The organism is Streptomyces sp. NBC_00989 (genome assembly GCF_045162655.1).
Taxonomy (GTDB): domain Bacteria; phylum Actinomycetota; class Actinomycetes; order Streptomycetales; family Streptomycetaceae; genus Streptomyces.
Window position 1 is genome coordinate 7523671 of record NZ_CP108728.1, and the last position, 24742, is coordinate 7548412.

Below are 24742 nucleotides of genomic sequence, written 5' to 3' on the forward strand. Positions count from 1 at the left end.
CGCCCATGTCAGGGGACCCACAGGACGACTGCCTGTTCTGCAAGATCGTCGCAGGCCACATCCCCGCGACGATCATCCGAGAGACGCCCACCACCGTCGCGTTCCGGGACATCAACCCCCAGGCCCCGACCCACGTCCTGGTCATCCCCCGCGTCCACTACCCCGACGCCGCCTCCCTCGCCGCAGCCGAACCCGCGGTCGCCGCAGACGTACTGCGCGAGGCCGGCGAGGTGGCGACCGACGAGAAGCTCGACAGCTACCGGGTGATCTTCAACACCGGCAGCGGCGTGGGCCAGACCGTGTTCCACGCCCACGCCCACGTCATGGGCGGCCGCGGCATGCAGTGGCCGCCCGGGTAACTCGCCATGTCCGTACGCGAGTTCGTGGTCCTCGGCACAGCCAGCCAGGTCCCCACCCGCCACCGCAACCACAACGGCTACCTGCTGCGCTGGGACGGCGAGGGCATCCTCTTCGACCCCGGCGAGGGCACCCAGCGCCAGATGCTGCGCGCCGGGGTGGCCGCGCACGACCTCAACCGGATCTGCGTCACCCACTTCCACGGTGACCACTCCCTCGGCCTCGCGGGCGTCATCCAGCGCATCAACCTGGACCGCGTCCCGCACCCGATCACCGCGCACTACCCGAAGTCCGGCCAGCGCTTCTTCGACCGCCTGCGCTACGCCACGGCGTACCGCGAGACGGTCGGCATCACGGAGTCCCCGGTGTCGGAGGACGGCGTACTCGCCACCACTCCCGCGTACACCCTGGAAGCCCGCAGGCTCTCCCACCCCGTCGAGTCCTACGGCTACCGCCTCACGGAACCCGACGGCCGCCGCATGCTCCCCGACCGCCTGGCCGCGCACGGCATCAAGGGCCCGGACGTGGGCCGCATCCAGCGCGAGGGCACGGTCGACGGCGTCTCGCTGGACGAGGTCAGCGAGGTACGGCACGGGCAGCGGTTCGCGTTCGTCATGGACACCCGCCTCTGCGACGGGGTGCACGCCCTCGCGGAGGGCTGCGACCTGCTGGCCATCGAGTCGACGTTCCTGGACGAGGACGAGCAACTGGCCGTAGACCATGGCCACCTGACCGCAGGGCAGGCCGCGAGGGTGGCGCGGGAGGCAGGTGTACGGCACCTGGTCCTCACGCACTTCAGTCAGCGCTACTCCGAACCGGAGGAGTTCGAGCGGCAGGCGCGGGCGGCGGGGTTCGAGGGGGAGCTGACCGTGGCGCACGATCTACTCAGGGTGCCGGTTCCGAAACGGCGGTAAAACACCCGTACGATACTTCGATGCCCATTCCCAAAGCCGAACTGCACCTGCACATCGAAGGCACCCTGGAACCCGAGCTGGCCTTCGCGCTCGCGGCCCGCAACGGCGTGGAGCTGCCGTACGCGGACACCGAGGAACTCCGCAAGGCGTACCTCTTCGAGGACCTCCAGACCTTCCTGAACCTCTACTACGAGCTGATGGCCGTCCTGCGCACCGAGCGGGACTTCGAGGACCTCGCGAACGCCTATCTCGCCCGCGCCGCCGCGCAGGGCGTACGGCACGCGGAGATCTTCTTCGACCCGCAGGCGCACATCGCGCGGGGCGTGGACATGGGCACGGTGGTGGAGGGCCTGTGGCGGGCGCTGGGCAGCAGCGAGACCAACCACGGCATCTCGACCCGCATGATCCTCTGCTTCCTGCGCGACGAGTCCGCCGGCTCGGCCCTGGAGACCCTGGACGCGGCCAAGCCCTACCTCGACCGCATCACCGGCATCGGCCTCGACTCGGCCGAGGTCGGCCACCCGCCGGTGAAGTTCCGCGAGGTCTACGAGGCCGCCGCCGCGCTGGGTCTACGACGTGTCGCGCACGCCGGTGAGGAGGGCCCGCCGGCCTACATCACCGAGGCGCTCGACATCCTCGGCGTCGAGCGCGTCGACCACGGACTGCGGTGCATGGAGGACGCGGAACTGGTGGCGCGGCTGGTGCGCGACCGTATCCCCCTGACGTTGTGCCCCCTGTCGAACGTCCGGCTGCGCGCCGTGGACGTCCTCGCCGAGCACCCGCTGCCCGCCATGCTGGACGCGGGCCTGCTCTGCACGGTCAACTCCGACGACCCGGCCTACTTCGGCGGCTACGCGGGCGACAACTTCGACGCGGTGCGCGAGGCCCTCGGCCTGACCGAGGACCGGCTGCGGGAGCTGGCCCGCAACTCCTTCGTGGCGTCCTTCCTGGAGGACGACGAGGAACGGCGGGCACGTTATCTGGCCGAGGTGGAGGCGTACGAGTTCTCGTAGGCGGGTGGTGGGGCCGCGGGCCGCGGGAGCGCTCAGCCGCCGGTCGCCGTGGCCGCCTGCCGAGGTCCCGCCGTGTCGTAGTCGCCCTGGGCTGGGATGGCAGGGGTGTCCAGCGGGATCTCGACGACCGGCTGCTCGGTTGGGCCGGTCTGCGGAATCGTGCCGCAGGGCGAGCCGGGCAAGCCGGTCGACGCGGCGACCACGGCGGCCGGGGTGCCCCCGCGCCGCCGGACCGTGCCCGGCACCAGCAGCCGACCGCCGGTGTGGAGGGCGACCCCGGTCATCGGCAGGGCGATCACGACCAGCCCCGCCGCGAGGATCGCGCCCATCGCCGGGAACCCGGCCCGCGCCGACAGCACGCTGCCCACCAGGGGGCCCGCCGCCGTGCCGAGGGACGAGGCCGAGCCGACAAGGACGGCCCAACGCCCGCGCGGATCAAGGGAGGCGGCGAGACCGAGGACGTAGGACAGGACGATCGGGTAGAGGGTGTTCCAGGCGATCTCGCCGGTCGCGAACGTCCTCAGGTCGTGCGCGGACGCGCTGAGCACGATGCAGCCCGCGATGAGCGCCGTCCCCGCGCCGATCGGCACCGCGCGCCCCAGCCGGGCCCCGAGCGCGCCCGCGCCGATCACGCCGACCAGGCCGGTGCCGAGCGCGATCGCGAAGACCGCGCCGACGGTGACCTCGGAGAGGTGGGCCTGGTTGATGCCGATGCGGCCGCTGACGCCCCAGAGGGAGTTCTGGGCGAGGGACCAGCAGAGCAGGGTGGCGGCGAGGACCAGTCCGGCGCGGCGGTGGGGGAGTCCGGCGGTCTCCACGCGCGTGTGCGCCGTCGTCGTACGGACCGGGAGTCGTCCGGTCAGTGGCCATACGGCGAGTGCGGTGAGGGCGATCGCGGCGAGCGGCTGGCCGTGGCCCGCGCCGAGGTGCGGGACCGTCAGATAGACGGCACCCGCGAGCGCCGACACGCACAACAGGCCGAGCGTGGAAGCGCGATGGGGTCCCGTTCGGCGGCGATCCCGGACGCGGCGACCGTGGTGGCCGTACCCGATCCGAAGCCGCCGACCACCGCGCCGGCGACGACCGCGGGGACGGCATGCGTGAGGGCTGCCGAGCCGTAGCCGAGAACGGCCAGCGCGAGGCCGATCCGCGCGAGTGTGCGCGGGCCGACCCGGTCGACGCGCGAGGCGAGCAGAAAGCCCGCCGCGGCCGAACTCAGCAGCAGCGCACTGCCGACGGCACCGGCCTGCGTGGCGGAGAGCGAAAGCCCGGCGTCGAGGCGGCCGACGGTGGTGGGCAGGAGGTAGGGGGCGAGGTACCCGGCCGTGAAAAGGGCGACGAGGGGCCAGGGCGTGGTGGTGCGGGCGAACACGGGCGTTCCCAGGGCATGCGAAAGAAGCGGCTCAAAAAGGGGGATTGGGCGACGACCGTCGACGGACAGGAACGCGCGGCCAATTTGTATCAAGCACGCGGTTCGCGAAGAAGGGCGGGGGGTGTGATCTGGGGCACGTTCAGTTTGGGGTCGGGGGGACCGGGTAAACGAGCGCCCAATTCCTGGTGCCGGGCGGCGTCATCCGGCTCGTCCGGCTCCTGTCGATGCAGGCCGGAAGGTGCGCCCGCTACCGCCAGTGCACGGCCCCACCGGCCGCGGGCGACGCCGACTCGATCTCCGCCCTGACCTCCCGCATCACCGCCACGATCTGCTCCTCGTGCCCCGGCGTCAGCCGAACCACCGGCACCGAGCAACTGATCGCATCCAGCGCCGGGTTGTCGTAGCGCAGGGCGAAGCCGAAGCCGACGATCCCGAGGACGCCCTCCTCACGGTCGATCGAATAGCCCCGGGCGCGGATCGAGGCGAGGTCGGCGGCCAACGCGTCCCGGGAGGTGTGAGTGTTGGGGGTGGCGGCCTCGTACGGCCCGGCCGGCAGTTCGGCGTCCGGCCGTTCGGCGAGGAGCGCCTTGCCCAGGGCGCCGACGTGGGCCGGGAGCCGTCGCCCGACCCTGCTGATGGTCCGCAGGTACTCGTGCGACTCCCGCGTCGCCAGATACGCCACGTCCCGCCCGTCGAGCCGCCCCAGGTGGATCGTCTCGCCGAGCGCCTGGGACGCCTCGTCGAGATACGGCCGTACGACTCTCACGCGCGGGTCGGAGTCCAGATAGCTCGTGCCGGTGAGCAGGGCGTGGATGCCGATGCCGTAGAGCGAGCCGGTGATGTCGGTGCGGACCCAGCCGTGTGCGATCAGGGTCTGGAGGAGGGCGTACATGGAGCTGCGCGGCACGCCCAGCTCGTCGGCGAGTTCCTGGAGGCGCGCGGGACGGTCGCCGCGCGCGGCGAGCAGTTCGAGCAGCTCGACCGTGCGGGCGGCGGACTTCACCTCGCGGACGCCACCGGGCTCTGACATGCGCCGATGGTAGCGAGGGGCGGCCGAGGCGTGACGCCCCGTTGACGGCCCCATTGACGGTCGCGGTTCGCGTATCTAATCTCTGTCCTCATACGTGGATGATGTCTACATAGGGAGATGGCACAGTGAACGGCGACACGGAGACCGTGGTGCGCAGGCTCCGGGACGGGATGGCGGGCGGAGTGCTCTCCTTCCCGCTCACCTCCTTCCACGACGACGGCTCCCTCGACCCCGACGGCTTCCGCACCCATGTCGCGGCCCGGATCGCCACCACCCCCGGCGCCGTGTTCCCCGCCTGCGGCACCGGCGAGTTCTTCTCGCTCGACGAGGACGAGTACCGCACGGTCGTCACCATCACCGTCGAGGAGGCGGCCGGCCGCGTCCCCGTCGTCGCCGGTGTCGGCTACGGCTGGGCGCAGGCCGCCCGCTTCGCGCGCATCGCCGAGGAGGCCGGCGCCGACGCGCTCCTCGTCCTGCCGCACTACCTCGTCGCCGCCCCGCAGGACGGCCTGGTGGCCCAGCTGGAGCAGGTCGCCGCCCGCACCCGGCTCCCGCTCATCGCCTACCAGCGCGGCCAAGTCGCTTTCACCGCAAGCTCGTTGAAGCGCATCGCGGCGATCCCCGGCGTCATCGGCCTCAAGGACGGCCACAGCGACCTCGACCGCCTCCAACGCCTCACGCTCGCCGCCCCCGAGGGCTTCCTCTTCTTCAACGGCGCCTCGACCGCCGAGATCCAGGCCCGCGCCTACGCCACGGTCGGCGTCCCCGCCTACTCCTCCGCCGTCCACGCCTTCGCCCCGGAGATCGCGAACGCCTTCTTCGCCGCGTTGCGGGACGGCGACGACAAGGCGGTCGAGAAACTGCTGCGCGACTTCTACGTCCCGCTCGTCGAACTCCGCGACCGCGTACCGGGATACGCCGTGTCGCTGGTCAAGGCGGCGGCCCGGCTGCGCGGCCAGCCGGTGGGACCCGTGCGCGCCCCGCTCACCGACCCCTCGGCCGCCGACCTGGCCGAGCTCACGACCCTGCTCGCCACCGGACTCGACCTCGTAGGAGCCGCGCTGTGAACCTCACCATCGCCGACGTCCGCCTGACCCCGATCCTGGTCGCCGACCCGCCCCTCCTGAACACCCAGGGCGTCCACCAGCCCTACACCCCGCGCCTGATCGTCGAGATCGAGACGGCCGACGGGATCACCGGCCTCGGCGAGACCTACGGCGACACCAAGTACCTGGAACTGGCCCGCCCCTTCGCCGAGAAGCTGATCGGCCGTCAAGTCAGCGACCTGAACGGCCTGTTCACGGTCGCCGACGAGCTGGCCGTCGACAGTTCCCGGGTCTCCGGGCAGGTCGACGTCGGCGGGCTGCGCGGTGTCCAGACCGCCGACAAGCTGCGGCTGTCCGTCGTCTCCGCCTTCGAGGTCGCCTGCCTCGACGCCCTCGGCAAGGCGCTCGGGCTGCCCGTACACGCGCTGCTCGGGGGCAAGTTGAGGGACGCGGTCGAGTACAGCGCGTACCTGTTCTACAAGTGGGCCGACCATCCCGAGGGCGTGACGGCGGAGAAGGACGACTGGGGTGCCGCGATCGACCCGGCCGGAGTCGTCGAGCAGGCACGGAAGTTCAAGGAGCGGTACGGCTTCACCTCCTTCAAGCTCAAGGGCGGGGTGTTCCCGCCGGACGAGGAGATCGCCGCCGTACGGGCGTTGGCGGCGGCCTTCCCCGACCACCCCCTCCGCCTGGACCCCAACGGCGCCTGGTCCGTGGAGACTTCGCTGAAGGTCGCGAAGGAACTCGGGGACGTCCTCGAATACCTGGAGGACCCGGCGCTGGGCACCCCCGCCATGGCCGAGGTGTCCGCCGGGACCGGGGTGCCGCTCGCCACCAACATGTGCGTGACGACGTTCGCCGAGATCAAGGAGGCGTTCACGAAGGACGCCGTGCAGGTGGTGCTCTCCGACCACCACTACTGGGGCGGACTGCGCAACACCCAGCAACTCGCCGCCATCTGCCGCACGTTCTGCGTCGGCATCTCCATGCACTCCAACACCCACCTCGGGATCAGCCTCGCCGCGATGACCCACGTCGCGTCGACCGTCCCGAACCTCCACCACGCCTGCGACTCCCACTACCCCTGGCAGTCGGAGGACGTCCTCACCGAACGCCTCACCTTCACCGACGCCAAGGTCACCGTCTCCGACGCACCCGGCCTCGGCGTCGAACTCGACCGCGCCAAGCTGGAGTTCCTGCACCAGCGGTGGCTCGACGACGACGGTTCGCTGCGCGAGCGCGACGACGCGGCGGCGATGCGGATCACGGACCCGGAGTGGGTCACGCCTTCGATGCCGCGCTGGTAGGAACCGGGTGACCGGATCCGGACGCGTGCGGTGCGGTGTCCGTGGGCGGGGCGGCACCGGCTGCGGCACGCACCGTAGGGCCGGGACCTGCGGCTGACCGATACCGGTGCGACGGGCGGCACCGGAGCGGGAGCCGTCCCCACGCGTGCGTGGTGGTGCACACTGGCCTGATCCGTATCACGTCAGGGAGCGCACCGTGACCGCGTCCAACGCGTCCACCGGACAAGGACCGTCGTCCCGCAGCGAAGGGCCGTCCTGCGGGGTCGATCCGCTGGCCGGGCTGCGCGCGGCGGACGATCCGCCCTGGGACGTGTATCTCACCGGCACCGTCTTCCTCGACATCATCTTCACCGGGCTCGAATCCGCCCCCGTGCGCGGCACCGAGTCCTGGGCGCGCGGGATGGGGTCGAGCCCCGGTGGAGTCGCCAACATGGCGACCGCGCTCGCCCGCCTCGGGCTGCGGACCTCGCTGGCCGCGGCCTTCGGCGACGACCACTACGGCGAGTACTGCTGGGACGCGTTGCAACAGGGCGAGGGCATCGACCTCTCCACCTCCCGCACGGTTCCCGGCTGGCACTCCCCGGTCACCGTGTCGATGGCGTACGAGGGCGAACGCACGATGGTGTCGCACGGTCACGAGCCGCCCCCGGAGGTCGTGTTCGGGCAAGGGGGCGCACCTGACTGCCCGCCACGCGCGCGTGCCGCCGTCGCCTCGCTCACCCCCGGCAAGCGGGCCCCCTGGGTCGCCCAGGCCGCGAGCGAGGGCACCCGGATCTTCGCCGACGTCGGCTGGGACGACACCGGCGCCTGGGACCTCGCCGGACTCGCCGACCTCGCGCACTGCGAGGCGTTCCTGCCGAACGCCGAGGAAGCCATGCGCTACACCGGCGCCGACTGCCCCCGCGCCGCCGCCCACGCGCTCACCGAACACGTACCGCTCGCCGTCGTCACCCTCGGCGCGGACGGCGCCTACGCCGTGGACCGGCGTACCGGAGAGTCCGCCGAGGTCCCGGCGATCGCCGTCGAGGCGCTCGACCCCACCGGCGCGGGCGACGTCTTCGTGGCCGGTTTCGTCACCGGCACCCTGGCCGGCTGGCCGCTCGCCGACCGCCTCGCCTTCGCCGGACTCACCGCCGCCCTCTCCGTCCAGGAGTTCGGCGGCTCCCTCTCCGCACCGGGCTGGTCCGAGATCGGCGCCTGGTGGCGCAGGGTGCAGTCGGTCGAGGGCCAGGACCCCACCGCCCTGGACCGGTACGCGTTCCTGGCGGGACTCGTACCGGAGGTGGAGCAGGGCAGCGGCAGTCCGTGGCCGTTGCGGCGGGCGGTGCCGACGATCGGGTTCGGCCGGTCGACCTAGGCGGCGGGGACGGTCGCTGTTCGGCCGCCCGGGAGCGGAACGTTCCTGCTCGACCCGCGTCCCGACATCACCGAGCCCCCGCCCGCTCCACCACCCCGGTGACCTCTTCCCGTACCGCCTCGAAGACCGCCTCGGGCAATGTGCCGAGCGGTGTGAGCGCCAGGGTGCCGAGAATCCGGCCGGCGTCCGTGTCGTAGGGGACGGTCTCGCTGAGCACGTCGTAACCGTCACGGACCGCGACCCGCAGGACGCGCGCCTCCGTGCCCTCCACCGCTCCCACCGCCACCGCGACCACGAACGGAACCTCGCCCCGCAGCACACCGGTCAGCTTGCGGTAGCCACTGGCGACCGGCTCCCGCCAGCGCAGGCTCAACAGCACCGGCCGCTTCGCCAGCAGCTCGGCGAGGTCGGTCTCGACGGGACCGTCCGCCTCCAGGACGACCGCGCGGGCGTCCAGCACCAGCGCGGCGGGGAGCAGACAGCGCAGCGTGCTGCCGACGATGTTGCCGCCGACGGTGGCGGTCCGGCGCACGGCACCGGTCCCCACGCCCGCCGCGGCCCGCCGCAGCACCTCCGGCACCCGCTCGTCCATCTCGTGCAGCAGTACGGCCGCGCCCAGCGCCCCGTCCCCGATCACCTTCGCCTCGGGCAGCTCCCGCAGGGACACCGCCTGCTCGGGGAACCCGTCCCGTTGCCAGGAGGCCCACACCAGCGTCGCCCCGCCGACGGGCACCGCCCCCTCGACCAGGCACTCCTGCGCTTCGGACACGGACGTGGGCAGACGCACGAACACAGCGGCCGACCTGCTTTCCCTGTACGGCCCGGCGGTGGGAGCCACGGCCCACCGGCCGGATCTCCTGCTGACACTTGGCTGACTCAGCACATTGTCCGTACAAGCGAGGGGGCGCGAACAGGGCTCACGGCGGCACCCCGCGCGCCTCCTCTGCGCCGGACACGCTCCCGGAGCAAGGCAGGACCCAGTCCCGGGACCGGCCCGGATTTCGTGGCCCGACGGTCACCGAAAAGCCCTACGGCGTTGTCAGTGGCCCGGCGTACCCTGGAAACCACCAGGCCGCCCTTGTGGCGGGCGAGTCTTTTCGAGGAGGACGAGTAAGGCCTACAGAGCCGGCCCATGACTCAGACACCCACAGCTCACACCCCCGCGCAGGAGCAGGCGAAAGCACGGTTCACCGTCCCCGCCCAGCATCCGATGGTCACCGTCCTGGGGTCCGGAGACGCCCTCCTGCGCGTGATCGAGAAGGCCTTCCCGGCGGCCGACATCCACGTCCGGGGCAATGAGATCAGCGCGGTCGGCGACGCCCGCCAAGTCGCCCTCGTCCAGCGCCTGTTCGACGAGATGATGCTGGTGCTGCGCACCGGGCAGCCGATGACGGAGGACGCAGTGGAACGCTCGATCGCCATGCTGCGGGCGAGTGAGAACGGGGATGGTCCCGAGGAGACACCGGCCGAGGTGCTCACCCAGAACATCCTGTCCTCGCGAGGCCGCACGATCCGCCCCAAGACCCTCAACCAGAAGCGGTACGTCGACGCGATCGACAAGAACACGATCGTCTTCGGCATCGGCCCCGCCGGTACCGGCAAGACCTACCTCGCCATGGCCAAGGCGGTCCAGGCCCTCCAGGCCAAGCAGGTCAGCAGGATCATCCTGACCCGCCCGGCGGTCGAGGCGGGCGAGCGGCTGGGCTTCCTCCCGGGCACCCTCTACGAAAAGATCGACCCGTACCTGCGCCCCCTGTACGACGCCCTGCACGACATGCTCGACCCGGAGTCGATCCCGAAGCTGATGGCGGCGGGCACGATCGAGGTGGCGCCGCTGGCCTACATGCGTGGTCGCACGCTGAACGACGCCTTCATCATCCTGGACGAGGCCCAGAACACGAGCCCCGAGCAGATGAAGATGTTCCTCACCCGGCTCGGCTTCGAGTCGAAGATCGTGATCACCGGTGACGTGACGCAGGTCGACCTGCCGAGCGGCACGAAGTCGGGGCTGCGGCAGGTGCAGGACATCCTGGAGGGGCTCGACGACGTGCACTTCTCCCGCCTGTCGTCGGCGGACGTCGTCCGGCACAAGCTGGTCGGCCGTATCGTCGACGCGTACGAGAAGTACGACAGCGAGAACGGTACGGAGAACGGCACCCACAAGGGTGCCCGTGACAAGCGGAAGTAGATCAGCACGACCATGTCGATCGACGTCAACAACGAGTCCGGAACCGAGGTCGACGAGCAGGCGATCCTCGACATCGCCCGCTACGCCCTCGCGCGGATGCGCATCCACCCGCTCTCCGAGCTCTCGGTGATCGTCGTGGACGAGGACGCCATGGAGCAGCTCCACATCCAGTGGATGGACCTGCCCGGGCCGACCGATGTCATGTCCTTCCCGATGGACGAGCTGCGTCCGCCGAGCAAGGACGACGAGGAGCCGCCGCAGGGGCTCCTCGGTGACATCGTGCTGTGCCCGGAGGTCGCCACGAAGCAGGGGGCCGAGGCGGAGACGCAGCACACCATGGACGAGGAGCTCCAACTCCTCACCGTCCACGGTGTGTTGCACCTCCTCGGCTACGACCACGAGGAGCCGGACGAGAAGGCCGAGATGTTCGGCCTCCAGGCCGCCATCGTGGACGGCTGGCGCGCGGAGAAGGGCCACACCGGCCCCTCCCCGGCTCCGACGGTCTCCTAGGGCACGGGTTAGGGCACAGGTAAGTACGCCTCATGAGTCCTCAGATCGTCGTCGGGGCCATCGCCCTTGTCGTTGTCGCCTGGCTCGCCGCCTGCGCGGAGGCGGGCCTCGCGCGCGTCTCCAGCTTCCGCGCCGAGGAGGCCGTACGGTCCGGGCGGCGCGGCAGTGCCAAGCTCGCGCAGGTCGCCGCCGACCCGACCCGCTATCTCAATGTCGCCCTGCTGGTCAGGGTCGCCTGCGAGATGGCCGCCGCCGCGCTGGTCACCTACGAGTGCCTGCACGTGATCCACGGCACCGCGCCCGCGCTCCTCGCCGCGATCGGCGTCATGGTCCTCGTGTCGTACGTCGCGGTGGGGGTCTCCCCGCGCACGATCGGGCGCCAGCATCCGCTGAACACGGCCACGGCGGCGGCGTACGTCCTGCTGCCGCTCGCGCGGATCATGGGCCCGATCCCGTATCTGCTGATCCTCATCGGCAACGCGCTCACGCCCGGAAAGGGCTTCAGGCGCGGCCCGTTCGCGTCCGAGGCCGAGTTGCGCGCGCTGGTGGACCTCGCCGAGAAGGAGTCGCTGATCGAGGACGAGGAGCGCCGCATGGTGCACTCGGTCTTCGAGCTGGGCGACACCCTCGTGCGCGAGGTGATGGTGCCGAGGACCGATCTCGTCGTCATCGAGCGGTACAAGACGATCCGTCAGGCCCTGACTCTCGCGCTCCGCTCCGGCTTCTCGCGGATCCCGGTCACGGGGGAGAGCGAGGACGACATCGTCGGGATCGTGTACCTCAAGGACCTGGTCCGCAAGACGCACATCAGCCGCGACGCCGAGTCCGAACTCGTCTCGACGGCCATGCGGCCCGCCAGCTTCGTGCCGGACACCAAGAACGCCGGTGACCTGCTGCGCGAGATGCAGCAGGAGCGCAATCACGTCGCCGTCGTCATCGACGAGTACGGCGGCACGGCCGGCATCGTCACCATCGAGGACATCCTGGAGGAGATCGTCGGCGAGATCACCGACGAGTACGACCGTGAACTGCCTCCGGTGGAGGAACTGGGCGACGACCGCTACCGGGTCACCGCCCGCCTGGACATCGGCGACCTGGGGGAGTTGTACGGCTTCGAGGCCTACGACGACGAGGACGTGGAGACGGTCGGCGGACTGCTCGCGAAGGCCCTGGGCCGGGTCCCGATCGCCGGTGCCTCCTCGGTCGTGGAGCTGCCGGACGGCCGCGAACTACGGCTGACGGCGGAGGCCTCCGCCGGGCGCCGGAACAAGATCGTTACGGTACTGGTCGAGCCGGTGGGACCGGCCGACCCGGCCGGGGAGGAGACGAAGCCGGAGTGAGCCCCGAGCAACTGCGCGCGTTCTGCCTGTCGTTCAACGCGACGGTGGAGGACTTCCCCTTCACCCCGGAAACGTCCGTCTTCAAGGTCCTGGGCAAACTCTTCGCCCTGACCCGCCTGGACGGCCGCCCCCTCACGGTCAACCTCAAGTGCGACCCGGAGGACGCGATCCGACTCCGGGAGGAGTACGACGGGTTGATCATCCCCGGGTACCACATGAACAAGCGGCACTGGAACACGGTGACGGTGGACGGGGGGCTTCCGGACCGGGTTGTCCGGGAGTTGATCGAGGACTCGTACGACCTGGTGGTGGCGGGGTTGCCGCGGGCGGAGCGGCTGCGGCTGGACCGGCCGTGAGGAATCCCGACAGCCGACGGTGACTTCCGGGCAGTACCGACGAACCCGCTTGCGACACTCGCCATTGTGCGTGTGGAGCGGCAGAATAGAGGAACGGGCGGAATCGGGACCGTCCCACTCCGGGCTGCCGTCCAGGGAAACTCGGAGTGGAACAGATGCGTTGGCGTCCGCCTCACTCAGCCCCGGCCTTCAGGTCGGGGCTGTTTGCATCACAGGTGGGAGTGTGTCCACCTCTCGACGATCTGCTGGATCGCGAGGAGCAGGTTGACCCACGGAAGCGCGAATGCGATCTTCTCGGTCCACGTGTGCTTGGTGCGACGCCCCGACGGCTCTTCTTCGGCCATGGGGCTGATCTCCTTTCTGGTCTCGGTCGATCGCGGAGACCGCGGTGCTCCGTGTCGATCGCGACACCAGGGTGATCGCCCACCGGCTGAGTCGAGGTCAACCTCAGTCCTGTGGCACTCAACCTCCCTTGGGATTCTGTCGATTGAGTCATATTCACTGGCTGAGTCCAGCGTAGCCTGGTCGCGCTCACCTGGGTAGAGCTGTTGGCTAGCTTGCCGAGCGAACCTTCATATCCGGTTGCTCCGGAACGGTGAGTCCCATTCGGAACCTGACGAAGTGCGATGTAGCGTTCTGCTACCCCGAAGGTCCGGACTCGGCCGCTGGCCCGCTTGCCGACCTGCGACTTTCGGGTTTTGCTGGAAAGAATACAACCGCTCCGGAAGGTCTCGATGAGTAAGCATCTATTCTGCTATGTTGCATCCCGCGAGGTCCATTTGGGGGTGGAGCCATCATGAGCGTGCCAAGTGCGGCACTGCAGCGGCTACGGCTGCGCACAGAGCTGCGCAAGGCCCGGACAGGCGCCAGCCTCACGCAGCGCGAAGTCGCCAAGATGATGGAATGGAGTCCCTCCAAGCTCATCCGTATCGAGGCGGGTGAGGTGGGTATCTCCATCAACGACCTCCGGCCGTTGCTCGGGGCCTACGGGATCACCGACCGGCGCAGGATCGACGGACTACTGGATCTCGCGCGAGGCAGCCGCAAGATGCCGTACACCGAATACCGGGACCTCTACGGCAAGGAGGTCCTCCAGTTCTTCGCGCTGGAGTCGGCTGCGTCGATCATCCGGCAGTACAGCTCGTTGGTGCTCCCGGGGCCCTTGCAGACCGAGGAGTACGCGCGCGCGGTCATGCGGGCCTACGACAAGGGGATCTCGGAGGAGAAGGCCGACCGTGCCGTGGAGGCCAGGCTCGCCCGGCAGGAACAGCTCACGTCGGGTGTGGGAAATGAGCGTCAGCTCTTCTACATCCTCGACGAGGCCGTCGTGCGTCGTCAGGTCGGAGGGCGCGGCGTGATGCGTGCTCAGCTGGACCGGCTCGCCGAGCTCGCGGCCCAGCCGGGAATCACCATCCAGATCCTGCCGTTCACCGTCGGCGCCCACCCTGGCGTCATGGGCCCCTTCACGCTTTTCGAGTTCGAGACGGACGAGATGCCCGACTCGCTCTTCATCGAGAACTCGCGCGGTGACACGTACAGCAGCAACGCTCCGGAAGAGACCGGCCGGTACCTGGAGCGGTTCTGGGAGCTGGAGGATCTGGCGGTCAAGGACGACATCGACGGCCTGTTGCGTCTGCTGGCGGCGAGGATGGACACGGGCAGCGACGACCTGGTCGCATTGCTTCACGGCGAGACCCATGAGGCGTCCAACTCGTCCTGATTCAAGGGATCTTGGCGAGAAAAGGCTCATTCATATTCATGTGATGGCCCGTTACTCTGGAAGAGGTGCTGTGCGTCCCTGGCCTTCGCACCCAGGCTGGAGGAGAAGGTGTGGGCGGCTCATGGACGTGGCACAAGAGCAGCGCGAGTAATCCTGACGGAGCCGCGTGTGTCGAGGCGGCCTGGACCGGCGAGGAATTGCTGGTGCGTCATTCAACTCGTCCCCATGAGGCGGTTCTCGCCTTCCGTCCCCTGGCCTGGTGCGCCTTCCTGGAGTGCGTGAAGTACCCTTCCGCGGCAAGACCCCCGACCACGCGGCGGAGTTGAGCCGATGCGTGGGCCCGCTCGTGGATTCAGTGAGCGGGCCCACGCGGTTCGGTCACCGGCGTCGCCGGTCCCGCAGCCCCACCGCCACCATCCCCGCCGCCCCCAGCGCGATCGCCGCGTCGATGCCCACCACCGTGTGGACCCCCGACATCAGATCGCCGGACGTGGTGGCGAGGACGCCCAGCAGCGGGATGCCGATGGTGATGCCGACCTGCTGGGTGGAGGTGACCAGGCCGGTGGCCAGGCCCTGTTGCTCGTCGGGGACGCCCGAGGTGACCGTCAGGCCGTAGGAGATGATCGCGCCCAGGTGGCACATGCTCGCCAGGGAGACGGCGGCCGTCGCCACCCAGACCGACCAGGTGTGGGTGTTCAGGGTGAGGAGGGCGGCTGTCAGAGCCGCCTGGCCGGTGAGGGATGCGATCAGGGTGCGGCGAGCGCCGATGCGGCCGATGACCTTCGGGGCGCAGACGCCGGCCACCGCCGAGAGGATGCCCTGGACGCCGAAGACCAGGCCCGTCTCGAAGGACGACAGGTGCAGGACCTCCTGGAGGTACAGGGTCAGGACGAAGACCACCGTCGACATCATCGAGAAGGTGACCAGACCGCCCAGGTTGCCCCACGCCACCGTGCGGCGGCGCAGCATCGGGAGGGAGACCAGGGGCTGGGGCGTGCGGGACTCGATGTACGCGAAGGCCGTGAGCAGCAGGACGCCCGCGATGAGTGTCGTGATCACGTCCGTGTGGGCGAAGCCGTGTTCTGCCGCCGTCGACAGGGCGTAGATCAGGGCCAGCAGGCCGCCGGTGACCGTGATCGCGCCGGGGACGTCCAGGCGCGGGCGGTCCGGGGTGCGCGACTCGGGGAGCAGGGCCGGGGCCAGGGGGAGGACCAGGACCGCGAACAGCGTGAGCAGGGCCATCGTCGAGCGCCAGCCGAACGCATCGGTCAGGACGCCGCCGGCCACCATGCCGACCGTGAAGCCGAGCGAGAGCAGGGTGCCGGAGATGCCGAGCGCGCGGTCGCGGGCCGGGCCCTCCGGGAAGGTGGTGGTGAGGAGGCTCATGCCGGTGGGGACGATCGTCGCCGCGCCCAGGCCCTGGAGTGCCCTGCCGGTCAGGAACGACGCCGGGTTCCAGGCGAACGTGGCCAGCAGGGACGCCGCGCCGAACAGGGCCAGGCCGGTGAGGAACAGCCGGCGGCGGCCGTAGAGGTCGCCGATGCGGCCGAAGAGGAGCAGGAAGCCGCCGGACGGCAGCGCGAACGCGGTGACCGCCCACTGGAGGCCGGACCGGCTCATGCCGAGGTCGGCGCCGAGGGTGGGCAGGGCCACGTTCAGGACGGAGAAGTCCAGGGCGACCATGAACTGGGCCGCGCAGAGGACGAAGAGGACGAGTTTGTCGCGGGTCGAGAGGTGTGGGGTGCCGAGTGGTTCGTGGGTGGTGAGGGATGTGGTGTCGGTCGCCATGTGTCGAGCTTCCGGCCGTCGGAATAGCCGTGGGGAGCCGGAAGTTGTGCTGGTGGTGGCACCACCAGCCTTGTACGAGGGGGATCTGTACGTGTCCGAGGACGCGCTGAAGAGTGAACGGCTGCGTGAGCTGCGGGAGTTCCTGATGAGCCGCCGGGCGCGGGTGTCGCCGGCCGAGGCGGGGCTGCCGGACGGTGGGGCGCGGCGCCGTACGCCTGGGCTGCGGCGGGAGGAGGTCGCCGTGCTCGCGGGGGTGGGCGCCTCCTGGTACCAGTGGCTGGAGCAGGGGCGGGACATCTCCGTGTCGCCGCAGGTCCTCGACTCCGTCGCCCGGGTGCTGCGGCTGAGCAACGCCGAGCGGCGGCATCTGTATGTGCTGGCCGGGCTGAACCCGCCCGCGCCCGAGCCCGCGGCCGATCACGGGTGCGAGGGCATGCGGCGGCTCATCGACGCGTGGATGCCGTTTCCGGCGCACATCATGGACCGCTACTACAACTGCGTGATGTACAACGACGCGGCCGGCTGGGTGCTGGGTATGCGGCCCGAGAACACGCAGAACTGCCTCGTCGACTTCTTCACGGATCCGCTCTACCGGGCCCGTTCGCAGAGCTGGGAGCGGAACGCGCGGACCGTCGTCGCGCAGTTCAGGGCGATGTGCGCGGACCGTCCCGACGACGGGGGGTTGCAGGCCGTGCTGGCCGAACTGACCGCCGTGAGCCCGGAGTTCGGGGAGTTGTGGGCGCGGCGGGACATCCTGGACGCGGGGGTGGTCCGCAAGGAGCTGGATCATCCGCTGGTCGGGTTGCTGTGTGTCGAGTCGACGGCGTTGAAGGTGCCGGCGCGGCCCGATCTCACGATCGTGCTGCACACGCCGTTGGACGAGGCGAACACCGTGGCGAAGCTGGAGTGGCTGGCCTCTCCGGAGGGGCGGCGCGGGGCGATGTACCCCGTGGCGGGGTGAGGTCCTCGCCGGCCCTCGGTCTTCGTATGCTCTGTTCATGACCGACAGCAGCGCGCTTGATCCCGAGGACCGCAAGATCGTCACCCTGGCCCGTTCGGCTCGGGCCCGTAACGGTGTGCCGGAGGGTGCCGCCGTGCGGGACGAGACGGGGCGGACGTATGTCGCCGGAACCGTTGCTCTTGAGTCGCTGAAGTTGAGCGCGTTGCAGACGGCGGTGGCCATGGCGGTGGCGTCGGGGGCGAAGTCCTTGGAGGCGGCGGCGGTTGTGACGGAGGCGGAGTCCGTGGCTGCGGAGGATCTGGCGCCTGTACGGGATCTGGGTGGGCCGGAGACGCCGGTGCACGTGGCTTCGCCGGACGGGGTTGTCCGTCTGACGGTGGCTGCTGGCTGAGGTGGTGCTGGGGGCTCCGCCCCCAGACCCCCATCGGCCCTGAAGGGGCCTCGTCCTCAAACGCCGGACGGGCTGAAATATGCGGGCCTGCGCTGAAAAGTGGGCCCGAGATGCTGACAGACCCCCCGCGCCGGAAATGTCCCCGTGTCCGGAATTAACCCGTCCGGATTTCGCCCTTGCTCTCCCCCCGTCTCCCGCGCATCAATGGAACCGTAAGTTCCGACGGACCGTCAGATTCTCGCTCGCGTGGCGCACCGCACCGCGTTCGTGAGGGGTTTCTGAGGTTTTTGTTCCGTCCGTCCCCACATGGCATTCCCAGACACGGGAAGGGAACCAGACCCATGAAAGGCACGCTGAGAAGCAAGCGGATCGGTACCGGTGCGGCACTGGTGACGGGGGTCCTCGCGGCCGCCTCGCTGGCGTTCGCGCCGAGTGCGCTCGCCGTCACTCCCCAGACGGCGACGATCACCGCGGACTGCGGCATCTTCGGCGGTGGCGCGGCAACGCTCACCGCCACGCAGGACGGCACCGCGGCCACGGTCACCATCACCTCCTCCATCACGGCGCCGCTGGCCCTGTCGCAGGACTCCATCTCCTCCACCTTCACGTTCGAGAACGCGAGCGGTGGCACCACCGTCTTCAGCGGCACGAAGAACCCGGCCATGGCGACCGGCGACGCCGTCACCGTCGGTCCGCTCGACGGGACCGTGGCCTCCGGAGACAGCCTGGAGGCGTACGGCGGGTCGCTACAGATGACGATCTTCGGGATCGCCGTCACGTGCACGGCCACCGGACCGCAGTCGCCGGGTCCGTTCGTGTTCGACTGAGAACTCCCCCGAGGATTCGCCTGAGGATTTCTCCGAGGATTCCCCCCACGGGCTCAACTGGGCCGTCGGTTCCCGCCGTTGGCGGGAGCTGACGGCCCATCAGTTTGTTTTGGTGTGTGCATTGACTTCTCACGCGATCCCCACATCAATGCCCCCTGTGGGCGCAGACGAGCCGCTGCGCCCATCGTCCTCAGGAGGGGGCACAGCCATGGCTACGACATCCCGAAGACGCCGTTGGGCGTCATTGCTCGGGGTGACCGCGCTCGCGGTCGCCACGGGCGGCGCGCTGGCCTGTCCGGCCGGCGCGTCCACGAACGTGGACTTCGCCACGCACTGCATCCCGCCGGCGATCGCGGGCATCCCGCCGATCGACGGCACCACGACCGCCGCGATCACGGTGGACAACACCGCGCCGAAGGTCGGCGACACCGTCACCGTGACGTACACGGTGGTCAAGCCGGCCGCCAGCAACCCGACCGCGATCGCTCTGCCGGCCGACATCATGACGCCCACCGGGAAGGTCACCCTAGGCGGTGCCCAGACCGGCAGCCTCACGGTGGCCGGGCCCAAGAAGAACGACCCGGTGCCGGGCAACGGCGCCTTCCCGTCGTTCTCCATGACCGGCACCTTCACGGTCACCACCCCGGGCGCGATCACCCTCTCGCCCGGCGACTACAACATCCACACCAGCTACATCCTGGAGCTGGACACCCCCTGCACGGTGACGAACCCGCCGGCGCCGGTCTCCGAGACCGTCACCGCGACCGCCACCGTTCCGGTCAACACCCGGGCGATCAGCCTGGGTTCGGCCTCCGGGAACGCCGGTGACAGCGTCGCCGTGACCGGCAGCAACTTCACCCCGGGTGCCTCCGTGACCCTGGCCGGGCGGTCCGGTACCGCCCAGACCGCGGACACGGCGACCGTCACGGCGAGCAGCAGCGGCACCATCAGCGGTTCGCTCGTCGTCAACGACAAGACGACCACCGGGATCGTCGCGTACGAGGGCAGTGCGTGGACCGGCGACCTGGGTGCCGGGCCGGCCGCCTATGTCGTCAACGACACCACGCCCGTTCCGCCGGGGAGTCAGAAGCTGACGACCACCGTCAAGGCGGGCACGCTGTCCATGGCGCAGGCCGGGGACGCCGTGGGCCTGTCCGCGGTCGACTTCGGCAAGGGCGGTGCCTCCACGGGCGCCCTGAACACGGTGACGGTCCAGGACTTCCGCGGCGGACCCGCGGGCTGGTCCCTGACCGGCAAGGTCACCGACTTCACCGGTCCCGGCGCCAAGATCGATGCCGGGGCGTTGAGTTGGACACCCGCCTGCGCCACCAAGGCGGGCAGCCCGAGCACCTGCGTCGCCGGTTCGGCGGGCACCGTGGGCACTTCGGGAGCGACGCTCGCGTCCACGCCCGACGGCACGCTCACCGGCGGTGAGTTCACCGTCGACGCCGGACTCTCCCTGAACGTACCGGCGTTCACGCCTCCGGGCTCGTACTCAGGTGTGCTCACGCTGACGCTCACCTGACCGTCCCACTCATTTCCGGTGGCCGGGCGCTCGCACCCGCCCGACCGCCACACCTCGTCCGTGGGGGTCCGCACCCATGCGCAAGCTGTACGTCCTCCTCCTGAGCCTCTGCCTCGGCGTGCTCTCCGCGCCCGCCACCTACGCGGCGGACAACGGCAGTTGGTCCGTGTACCCGGCCGCCTCGCAACTCGCCGCGCGGCCGTACTTCTATCTCTCCGCCGATCCCGGCCAGACCATCGAGGACAAGATGGTCGTCGCCAACAAGACGGCGAAGCCGCTCACCTTCCGGCTGTACGCGGCCGACGCCTACAACACCGCGCGTGACGGCGGGTTCGCCGTGCGGACCGTGACGGAGACGATGCGGGGCGTGGGTGCTTGGGCGAAGCCCGCCAAGTCCCGGGTAACCGTGCCCGCCCACAAGACAGTCACCGTGCCGTTCACGCTGCATGTTCCCGAAGGCGCCGAACCCGGCGACCACCCGGGCGCGTTGGTCGCCCTCGACGAACGCGTCGACAAGGGGGACGGATCGCTCGCGCTCGGTGTGCAGCGGGCCGTCGGTGCCCGTGTCTATCTCCGGGTCAGCGGTCCGACGTTGCCCGCACTCGCCGTGGAACATGTGCGGGTGTCCCATCACCAGCCGCTGGTACCGGGGTTGGGGGACAGCGACGCGACGATCTCCTACACGCTGCACAACACCGGGAACGTCACCCTCGATCCGAAGGTGACGCTGAAGGCGCAGGGGCTGTTCGGCCGGACGCTGCTCTCGCGTGGACTGACGCGGATTCCGGCCGAGTTGCTGCCGGGACAGAGCGTGAAGCTGAGCGAGCCGTGGAAGGGCTCGCCCCAACTCGACTGGGGCGACATCACGTTGACCGCGAGCGCGCCGGGCACGAAGCAGTCGGCGAGCGCGTCGTTCTTCGCGCTGCCGTGGCTCGCGGCGGCGCTGCTGCTCGCGGTCGGGTTCGTCGGGGGAGCGCTGGCGGTCAGAGCGCGTCGGGCCCGCGTTCGCCCGTCCGAACCCGTACGACCGTCTCGACCGGCATCGACCACACCTTCCCGTCCCCGATCTTCCCCGTCTGCGCGGCCTTGACGATCGCGTCGATCACGGCGTCCGAGTCCGCGTCGTCGACGACGACCTCGATCCGCACCTTGGGGACGAGGTCGACGCGGTACTCGGCGCCGCGGTACACCTCGGTGTGGCCGCGCTGCCGGCCGTAGCCGCTGGCCTCGGTGACGGTCAGGCCGTGCACGCCGAGCTCCTGGAGCGCCGTCTTGACCTCGTCGAGGCGGTACGGCTTGACGATCGCGGTGATGAGCTTCATGCCTGGGACTTGACCTTCTGGAGGGAGGGGAGGGACGAGCCGACCGGGGCTCCGTGGCCCAGGACGCCGTGATCGTATGCGGTCTCGGCGTGCACCGTAAGGTCCAGACCCGTCTGCTCCTGCTCCTCACTCGCCCGCAGCCCCATCAGCCGGTCGAGCAGCTTCCCGATGCCGTACGTCACGAGGAACGCGTACGCCCCTACGGCGACCACGGCCACCAGCTGCTTGCCGAGCTGGGCGAGCCCTCCGCCGTAGAGGAGGCCGTCGGTCTTCCCGGTCAGTTCCGTGGTGGCGAAGACGCCGATCAGGAGGGTGCCGATGATGCCGCCGACCAGGTGGACGCCGACGACGTCGAGCGAGTCGTCGTAGTTCAGCTTGAACTTCCAGCCGACCGCGTACGAGCAGACGGCACCGGCGGCGAGGCCGACGACGAGCGCGCCGAGCAGGGAGACCGAGCCGCAGGACGGGGTGATCGCGACCAGGCCGGCGACCGCGCCCGAGGCCGCGCCCAGGGTGGTGGGGTGGCCGTCGCGCTTCTGCTCCACGAAGAGCCAGCCGAGGAGGCCGGTGCAGCCGGCGGTGAGGGTGTTGAGGAAGGCCGCGGCGGCGAGGCCGTTGGCGCCGAGGGCGGAACCGGCGTTGAAGCCGAACCAGCCGAACCAGAGCAGGCCCGCGCCCAGCATCACCATGGGGAGGTTGTGCGGGCGCATGGCGTCCTTCTTGAAGCCGAGGCGCGGGCCGACCACCAGGCACAGGGCCAGGCCCGAGGCGCCCGACGTGATCTCGACCGGGAGGCCGCCCGCGAAGTCGAGGGCGCCGAGGTGCGCCGCGATCCAGCCGCCCGGGCCCCAGACCCAGTGCGCCACGGGAACGTATACGAGGAGCGCCCAGACGGGCACGAAGACCAGCCACGCCCCGAACCGGACCCGGTCCGCGACCGCGCCGCTGATCAGCGCGGCCGTGATGATCGCGAAGGTGAGCTGGAAGGTCGCGAAGAGGAGGGTGGGGACGGTGCCGTGGACGGCGTTCGGGCCGAGGCCCGCCATGCCGAGGTGTTTCACGCCGCCGATCAGCCCGCCGCCGACGTCGTCGCCGAACGCGAGCGAATAACCGGCCGCCAGCCACACCACCGTGACCAGGGCGATCGACACGAAACTCATCATCAGCATGTTGAGGACGCTCTTCGTGCGGACCATGCCGCCGTAGAAGAGGGCCAGGCCCGGGGTCATCAGCAGGACGAGGGCGGTGGCGGCGAGCAGCCAGGCGGTGTCGCCGGTGTCGATGCGCCCGTCGGCGAGTGCGGCGGCTTCGGTGACGGAGAGGGGCACGGTTGTCTCCAACGGTGTGGGGGCTCGTCAGAGGGTCACCGGCGCTGGTTTCCGGTTGTGCACGGGGGTGTTTCCGTGACGTTTCATTGCGGTGGGGTTTCCGGAAGCTCACCGTGGCGGGCGCGGGTGGACTGTTGTGCGGCGGGGGCTTGTGGATCAGGGACAATGGGCGCCATGAGCGTTCGTACCCCGTCATCCAAGCCGCCCGCGTCGTCGGAGACCCCCCACCGCGCCGGCTTCGCCTGCTTCGTGGGCCGCCCCAACGCGGGCAAGTCCACCCTTACGAATGCTCTGGTCGGCCAGAAGGTGGCGATCACCGCGAACCAGCCGCAGACCACGCGGCACACGGTCCGCGGCATCGTGCACCGGCCGGACGCGCAGCTGATCCTGGTGGACACGCCTGGGCTGCACAAGCCGCGCACGCTGCTCGGGCAGCGGCTCAACGACATCGTGCGTACGACGTGGGCCGAGGTCGACGTCATCGGTTTCTGCCTGCCCGCGAACGAGAAGCTCGGCCCGGGTGACCGTTTCATCGCGAAGGAACTGGCGTCCATCAAGAAGACGCCGAAGATCGCGATCGTCACGAAGACCGACCTGGTGGACTCGAAGACGCTTGCCGAGCAGTTGATCGCCATCGATCAGCTCGGTAAGGAGCTGGGCTTCGAGTGGGCGGAGATTGTGCCGGTGTCCGCGGTCGCGGACCAGCAGGTGGGTCTGCTCGCCGATCTGCTGATTCCGCTGCTGCCGGAGGGGCCGGCCCTTTATCCCGAGGGCGATCTCACCGACGAGCCCGAGCAGGTCATGATCGCGGAGTTGATCCGGGAGGCCGCGCTGGAGGGGGTTCGGGACGAGCTTCCGCACTCCATCGCCGTCGTCGTCGAGGAGATGCTGCCCCGCGAGGACCGGCCTGCCGACAAGCCGCTCCTCGACATCCACGCCTTCGTCTACATCGAGCGGCCGAGCCAGAAGGGCATCATCATCGGCCCCAAGGGCGCCCGCCTGAAGCAGGTCGGCATCAAGTCGCGCAAGCAGATCGAGGCGCTGCTGGGGACTCCGGTGTTCCTGGACCTGCATGTGAAGGTGGCGAAGGACTGGCAGCGGGATCCTCGGCAGTTGCGGAAGCTGGGGTTCTAGAGGGGGAGTTGGGGGTCTGAGGGGCTGAATTCTCAGCCCGTCAGGCGGTGGGGGTCATGTCCTGCACGCCTACCACCCGGAGCAGTTGCAGGCGTTCGTACGACTCCGTGCCGGGGCGGGCCGTGTGGATGATCAGCAGGTGGTGCGCGTCCTGGTTCAGGAGGATCTCGCAGTCCAGTTCCAGGAGGCCGACCAGGGGGTGTCGGAAGCGCTTCGTGGACTGACGGCGTACCGCCACCTCGTGTTCCTCCCACAGGCGCGCGAACTCCTCGCTGGACGACCGGAGTTCGGCCACCAGCGCGGCAGGCTCGGGGTCGTCGGGGCGGGCCGCGGCCACCGCGCGGAGGTTCGCGACGTGGGAGCGCGCGTGGTCCGGGATGTCCTCCGGGGGGAACATCTCCCGGGCGGCCGGGTCGAGGAAGAAACGGCGGAGCAGGTTGCGGTCCCGGGGCGGCCGGGCGAGCGCGTCGCCCGTCAGCGCCCGTGACATCGCGTTCTGGGCGATCATCTCGCCGCAGTCGCTGGACACGTGCGCCGGGGTGTCGTGCAGCCGGTCAAGGACCAGGAGCAGGCCCGGCCGCAGGTGCGTGGAACCCCCTCCACGGCGCGGTGGTTCCTCGCCCGTCAGGTGGAACAGGTGGTCGCGTTCGTCCTCCGTGAGCCGTAGGGCCCGCGCGAGCGCCGTGAGCATCTGGCGGGACGGGTGCGGGCCGCGGGCCTGTTCCAGGCGCGTGTAGTAGTCCACGGACATGCCGGTCAGCTGGGCCACCTCCTCGCGGCGCAGGCCCGGCGTACGGCGGCGGGTGCCGGCCGTGAGGCCCACGTCGGCGGGGTCCAGGCGGGCCCGGCCGCGGCGCAGGAAGTCGGCGAGTTCGGCTCGGTTCACCCTTCCAGCGTGCGGCAGGCCGCCCGGCTTATCCAGGCACTGCCGATCCCCTGATCGGAAGGTCTCTCCC

25 protein-coding genes and 1 pseudogene are annotated in these 24742 nt (G+C 70.2%); 18 read left to right on the forward strand and 8 right to left on the reverse strand.

Annotated features, from left to right (window positions below):
* The first annotated feature begins 5 nt into the window (after positions 1 to 5).
* The 3 genes from OG714_RS33550 to OG714_RS33560 are packed head-to-tail and all read left to right on the forward strand — an operon-like array spanning position 6 to position 2284.
* The gene (locus OG714_RS33550) at positions 6 to 359 is read left to right on the forward strand and encodes a histidine triad nucleotide-binding protein (protein WP_406126643.1); all 354 of its coding nucleotides are present in this window, start codon (positions 6 to 8) and stop codon (positions 357 to 359) included.
* 6 nt (positions 360 to 365) lie between these two features.
* Positions 366 to 1271: a ribonuclease Z gene (locus OG714_RS33555; RefSeq protein ID WP_406126644.1), complete on the forward strand. Its 906-nt coding sequence runs from the start codon at positions 366 to 368 to the stop codon at positions 1269 to 1271.
* A 20-nt stretch (positions 1272 to 1291) separates the two neighbouring features.
* Entirely contained in the window at positions 1292 to 2284 is a 993-nt protein-coding gene (locus tag OG714_RS33560) for an adenosine deaminase (protein ID WP_406126646.1), read from the forward strand.
* A 32-nt stretch (positions 2285 to 2316) separates the two neighbouring features.
* Here OG714_RS33560 and OG714_RS33565 read toward each other — a convergent pair.
* Positions 2317 to 3656: pseudogene (locus OG714_RS33565) on the reverse strand (MFS transporter).
* A 247-nt stretch (positions 3657 to 3903) separates the two neighbouring features.
* Positions 3904 to 4686 (reverse strand): IclR family transcriptional regulator, encoded by a 783-nt coding sequence (locus OG714_RS33570; RefSeq protein WP_406126648.1) that lies wholly within the window; start codon positions 4684 to 4686, stop codon positions 3904 to 3906.
* Between the two features lie 170 nt (positions 4687 to 4856).
* Here OG714_RS33570 and OG714_RS33575 point away from each other — a divergent pair, with 170 nt between their 5' ends.
* The 3 genes from OG714_RS33575 to OG714_RS33585 all read left to right on the forward strand — a co-directional run bounded on the left by OG714_RS33575 (position 4857) and on the right by OG714_RS33585 (position 8396).
* Positions 4857 to 5753: a 5-dehydro-4-deoxyglucarate dehydratase gene (locus OG714_RS33575; protein ID WP_406132052.1), complete on the forward strand. Its 897-nt coding sequence runs from the start codon at positions 4857 to 4859 to the stop codon at positions 5751 to 5753.
* Complete coding sequence (locus tag OG714_RS33580; RefSeq protein WP_406126649.1) at positions 5750 to 7039, forward strand: glucarate dehydratase family protein; 1290 nt, start codon at positions 5750 to 5752, stop codon at positions 7037 to 7039. The genes OG714_RS33575 and OG714_RS33580 overlap by 4 nt, the downstream gene beginning before the upstream one ends.
* Positions 7040 to 7235: 196 nt before the next feature.
* Positions 7236 to 8396, forward strand: coding sequence for a carbohydrate kinase family protein (locus OG714_RS33585; RefSeq protein ID WP_406126651.1), 1161 nt, complete (start codon positions 7236 to 7238; stop codon positions 8394 to 8396).
* 67 nt (positions 8397 to 8463) lie between these two features.
* Here OG714_RS33585 and OG714_RS33590 read toward each other — a convergent pair whose 3' ends face one another.
* Positions 8464 to 9189 carry an FAD binding domain-containing protein gene (locus OG714_RS33590; protein WP_406126653.1) on the reverse strand — a complete coding sequence of 242 codons (726 nt, stop codon included), beginning with the start codon at positions 9187 to 9189 and terminating at the stop codon, positions 8464 to 8466.
* Positions 9190 to 9528: 339 nt separating this feature from the next.
* Here OG714_RS33590 and OG714_RS33595 point away from each other — a divergent pair, with 339 nt between their 5' ends.
* From OG714_RS33595 to OG714_RS33610, 4 genes are read left to right on the forward strand one after another with little or no spacing between them, the layout of a single operon-like run.
* Positions 9529 to 10584, forward strand: coding sequence for a PhoH family protein (locus OG714_RS33595; protein ID WP_033285958.1), 1056 nt, complete (start codon positions 9529 to 9531; stop codon positions 10582 to 10584).
* Between the two features lie 12 nt (positions 10585 to 10596).
* A complete protein-coding gene (gene ybeY, locus OG714_RS33600; protein WP_405839883.1) occupies positions 10597 to 11094 on the forward strand; it encodes an rRNA maturation RNase YbeY in 498 nt (165 codons plus the stop codon).
* A gap of 32 nt (positions 11095 to 11126) precedes the next feature.
* Positions 11127 to 12434, forward strand: coding sequence for a hemolysin family protein (locus OG714_RS33605; protein ID WP_406126656.1), 1308 nt, complete (start codon positions 11127 to 11129; stop codon positions 12432 to 12434).
* Entirely contained in the window at positions 12431 to 12790 is a 360-nt protein-coding gene (locus OG714_RS33610) for an MmcQ/YjbR family DNA-binding protein (RefSeq protein ID WP_406126658.1), read from the forward strand. The genes OG714_RS33605 and OG714_RS33610 overlap by 4 nt, the downstream gene beginning before the upstream one ends.
* 209 nt (positions 12791 to 12999) lie before the next feature.
* Here OG714_RS33610 and OG714_RS33615 read toward each other — a convergent pair whose 3' ends face one another.
* Positions 13000 to 13134, reverse strand: coding sequence for a hypothetical protein (locus tag OG714_RS33615; RefSeq protein ID WP_406126660.1), 135 nt, complete (start codon positions 13132 to 13134; stop codon positions 13000 to 13002).
* A gap of 452 nt (positions 13135 to 13586) precedes the next feature.
* Between OG714_RS33615 and OG714_RS33620 the strand changes: the two genes are divergently transcribed.
* On the forward strand, positions 13587 to 14510 hold the full coding sequence (locus OG714_RS33620) for a helix-turn-helix domain-containing protein (protein WP_406126661.1): 924 nt from the start codon (positions 13587 to 13589) through the stop codon (positions 14508 to 14510).
* Positions 14511 to 14620: 110 nt separating this feature from the next.
* Positions 14621 to 14836, forward strand: a complete 216-nt coding sequence (locus tag OG714_RS33625; RefSeq protein ID WP_406126663.1) for a DUF397 domain-containing protein — start codon at positions 14621 to 14623, stop codon at positions 14834 to 14836.
* Positions 14837 to 14888: 52 nt separating this feature from the next.
* On the opposite strand, the gene OG714_RS33630 is transcribed toward OG714_RS33625, so the two are convergent.
* Entirely contained in the window at positions 14889 to 16298 is a 1410-nt protein-coding gene (locus tag OG714_RS33630; protein ID WP_406126665.1) for an MFS transporter, read from the reverse strand.
* A gap of 91 nt (positions 16299 to 16389) precedes the next feature.
* Here OG714_RS33630 and OG714_RS33635 point away from each other — a divergent pair, with 91 nt between their 5' ends.
* From OG714_RS33635 to OG714_RS33655, 5 genes are all read left to right on the forward strand, one after another.
* Positions 16390 to 17259 (forward strand): helix-turn-helix transcriptional regulator, encoded by an 870-nt coding sequence (locus OG714_RS33635; RefSeq protein ID WP_406126667.1) that lies wholly within the window; start codon positions 16390 to 16392, stop codon positions 17257 to 17259.
* Positions 17260 to 17296: 37 nt separating this feature from the next.
* Positions 17297 to 17650: a cytidine deaminase gene (locus tag OG714_RS33640; protein ID WP_405859399.1), complete on the forward strand. Its 354-nt coding sequence runs from the start codon at positions 17297 to 17299 to the stop codon at positions 17648 to 17650.
* Between the two features lie 341 nt (positions 17651 to 17991).
* Positions 17992 to 18477, forward strand: a complete 486-nt coding sequence (locus OG714_RS33645) for a hypothetical protein (RefSeq protein WP_406126668.1) — start codon at positions 17992 to 17994, stop codon at positions 18475 to 18477.
* A gap of 208 nt (positions 18478 to 18685) precedes the next feature.
* On the forward strand, positions 18686 to 20002 hold the full coding sequence (locus tag OG714_RS33650; protein ID WP_406126670.1) for a beta-xylosidase: 1317 nt from the start codon (positions 18686 to 18688) through the stop codon (positions 20000 to 20002).
* Positions 20003 to 20078: 76 nt separating this feature from the next.
* Positions 20079 to 21092 (forward strand): WxL protein peptidoglycan domain-containing protein, encoded by a 1014-nt coding sequence (locus OG714_RS33655; RefSeq protein ID WP_406126672.1) that lies wholly within the window; start codon positions 20079 to 20081, stop codon positions 21090 to 21092.
* Here the strand turns inward: OG714_RS33655 and OG714_RS33660 are convergent.
* Positions 20986 to 21324 carry a P-II family nitrogen regulator gene (locus OG714_RS33660; RefSeq protein WP_317769879.1) on the reverse strand — a complete coding sequence of 113 codons (339 nt, stop codon included), beginning with the start codon at positions 21322 to 21324 and terminating at the stop codon, positions 20986 to 20988. The two genes, OG714_RS33655 and OG714_RS33660, sit on opposite strands and share 107 nt — an antisense overlap.
* Complete coding sequence (locus OG714_RS33665; RefSeq protein WP_406126674.1) at positions 21321 to 22664, reverse strand: ammonium transporter; 1344 nt, start codon at positions 22662 to 22664, stop codon at positions 21321 to 21323. Before OG714_RS33665 ends, OG714_RS33660 begins: the two co-directional genes overlap by 4 nt.
* Before the next feature lie 162 nt (positions 22665 to 22826).
* Here OG714_RS33665 and era point away from each other — a divergent pair, with 162 nt between their 5' ends.
* Positions 22827 to 23786 carry a GTPase Era gene (gene era, locus OG714_RS33670; RefSeq protein WP_406126676.1) on the forward strand — a complete coding sequence of 320 codons (960 nt, stop codon included), beginning with the start codon at positions 22827 to 22829 and terminating at the stop codon, positions 23784 to 23786.
* A gap of 40 nt (positions 23787 to 23826) precedes the next feature.
* Here the strand turns inward: era and OG714_RS33675 are convergent, their stop codons facing one another.
* Positions 23827 to 24672 (reverse strand): helix-turn-helix transcriptional regulator, encoded by an 846-nt coding sequence (locus tag OG714_RS33675; protein WP_406126677.1) that lies wholly within the window; start codon positions 24670 to 24672, stop codon positions 23827 to 23829.
* Between the last annotated feature and the right edge of the window lie 70 nt (positions 24673 to 24742).

Coding starts and splice junctions, on each gene's coding strand:
- OG714_RS33550 (WP_406126643.1), top strand. CDS start 6: ATGTCAGGGGACCCACAGGACGACTGCCTGTTCTGCAAGATCGTCGCA.
- OG714_RS33555 (WP_406126644.1), top strand. CDS start 366: ATGTCCGTACGCGAGTTCGTGGTCCTCGGCACAGCCAGCCAGGTCCCC.
- OG714_RS33560 (WP_406126646.1), top strand. CDS start 1,292: ATGCCCATTCCCAAAGCCGAACTGCACCTGCACATCGAAGGCACCCTG.
- OG714_RS33570 (WP_406126648.1), bottom strand. CDS start 4,686: ATGTCAGAGCCCGGTGGCGTCCGCGAGGTGAAGTCCGCCGCCCGCACG.
- OG714_RS33575 (WP_406132052.1), top strand. CDS start 4,857: ATGGCGGGCGGAGTGCTCTCCTTCCCGCTCACCTCCTTCCACGACGAC.
- OG714_RS33595 (WP_033285958.1), top strand. CDS start 9,529: ATGACTCAGACACCCACAGCTCACACCCCCGCGCAGGAGCAGGCGAAA.
- ybeY (WP_405839883.1), top strand. CDS start 10,597: ATGTCGATCGACGTCAACAACGAGTCCGGAACCGAGGTCGACGAGCAG.
- OG714_RS33605 (WP_406126656.1), top strand. CDS start 11,127: ATGAGTCCTCAGATCGTCGTCGGGGCCATCGCCCTTGTCGTTGTCGCC.
- OG714_RS33615 (WP_406126660.1), bottom strand. CDS start 13,134: ATGGCCGAAGAAGAGCCGTCGGGGCGTCGCACCAAGCACACGTGGACC.
- OG714_RS33620 (WP_406126661.1), top strand. CDS start 13,587: ATGAGCGTGCCAAGTGCGGCACTGCAGCGGCTACGGCTGCGCACAGAG.
- OG714_RS33630 (WP_406126665.1), bottom strand. CDS start 16,298: ATGGCGACCGACACCACATCCCTCACCACCCACGAACCACTCGGCACC.
- OG714_RS33640 (WP_405859399.1), top strand. CDS start 17,297: ATGACCGACAGCAGCGCGCTTGATCCCGAGGACCGCAAGATCGTCACC.
- OG714_RS33645 (WP_406126668.1), top strand. CDS start 17,992: ATGAAAGGCACGCTGAGAAGCAAGCGGATCGGTACCGGTGCGGCACTG.
- OG714_RS33650 (WP_406126670.1), top strand. CDS start 18,686: ATGGCTACGACATCCCGAAGACGCCGTTGGGCGTCATTGCTCGGGGTG.
- OG714_RS33655 (WP_406126672.1), top strand. CDS start 20,079: ATGCGCAAGCTGTACGTCCTCCTCCTGAGCCTCTGCCTCGGCGTGCTC.
- OG714_RS33660 (WP_317769879.1), bottom strand. CDS start 21,324: ATGAAGCTCATCACCGCGATCGTCAAGCCGTACCGCCTCGACGAGGTC.
- era (WP_406126676.1), top strand. CDS start 22,827: ATGAGCGTTCGTACCCCGTCATCCAAGCCGCCCGCGTCGTCGGAGACC.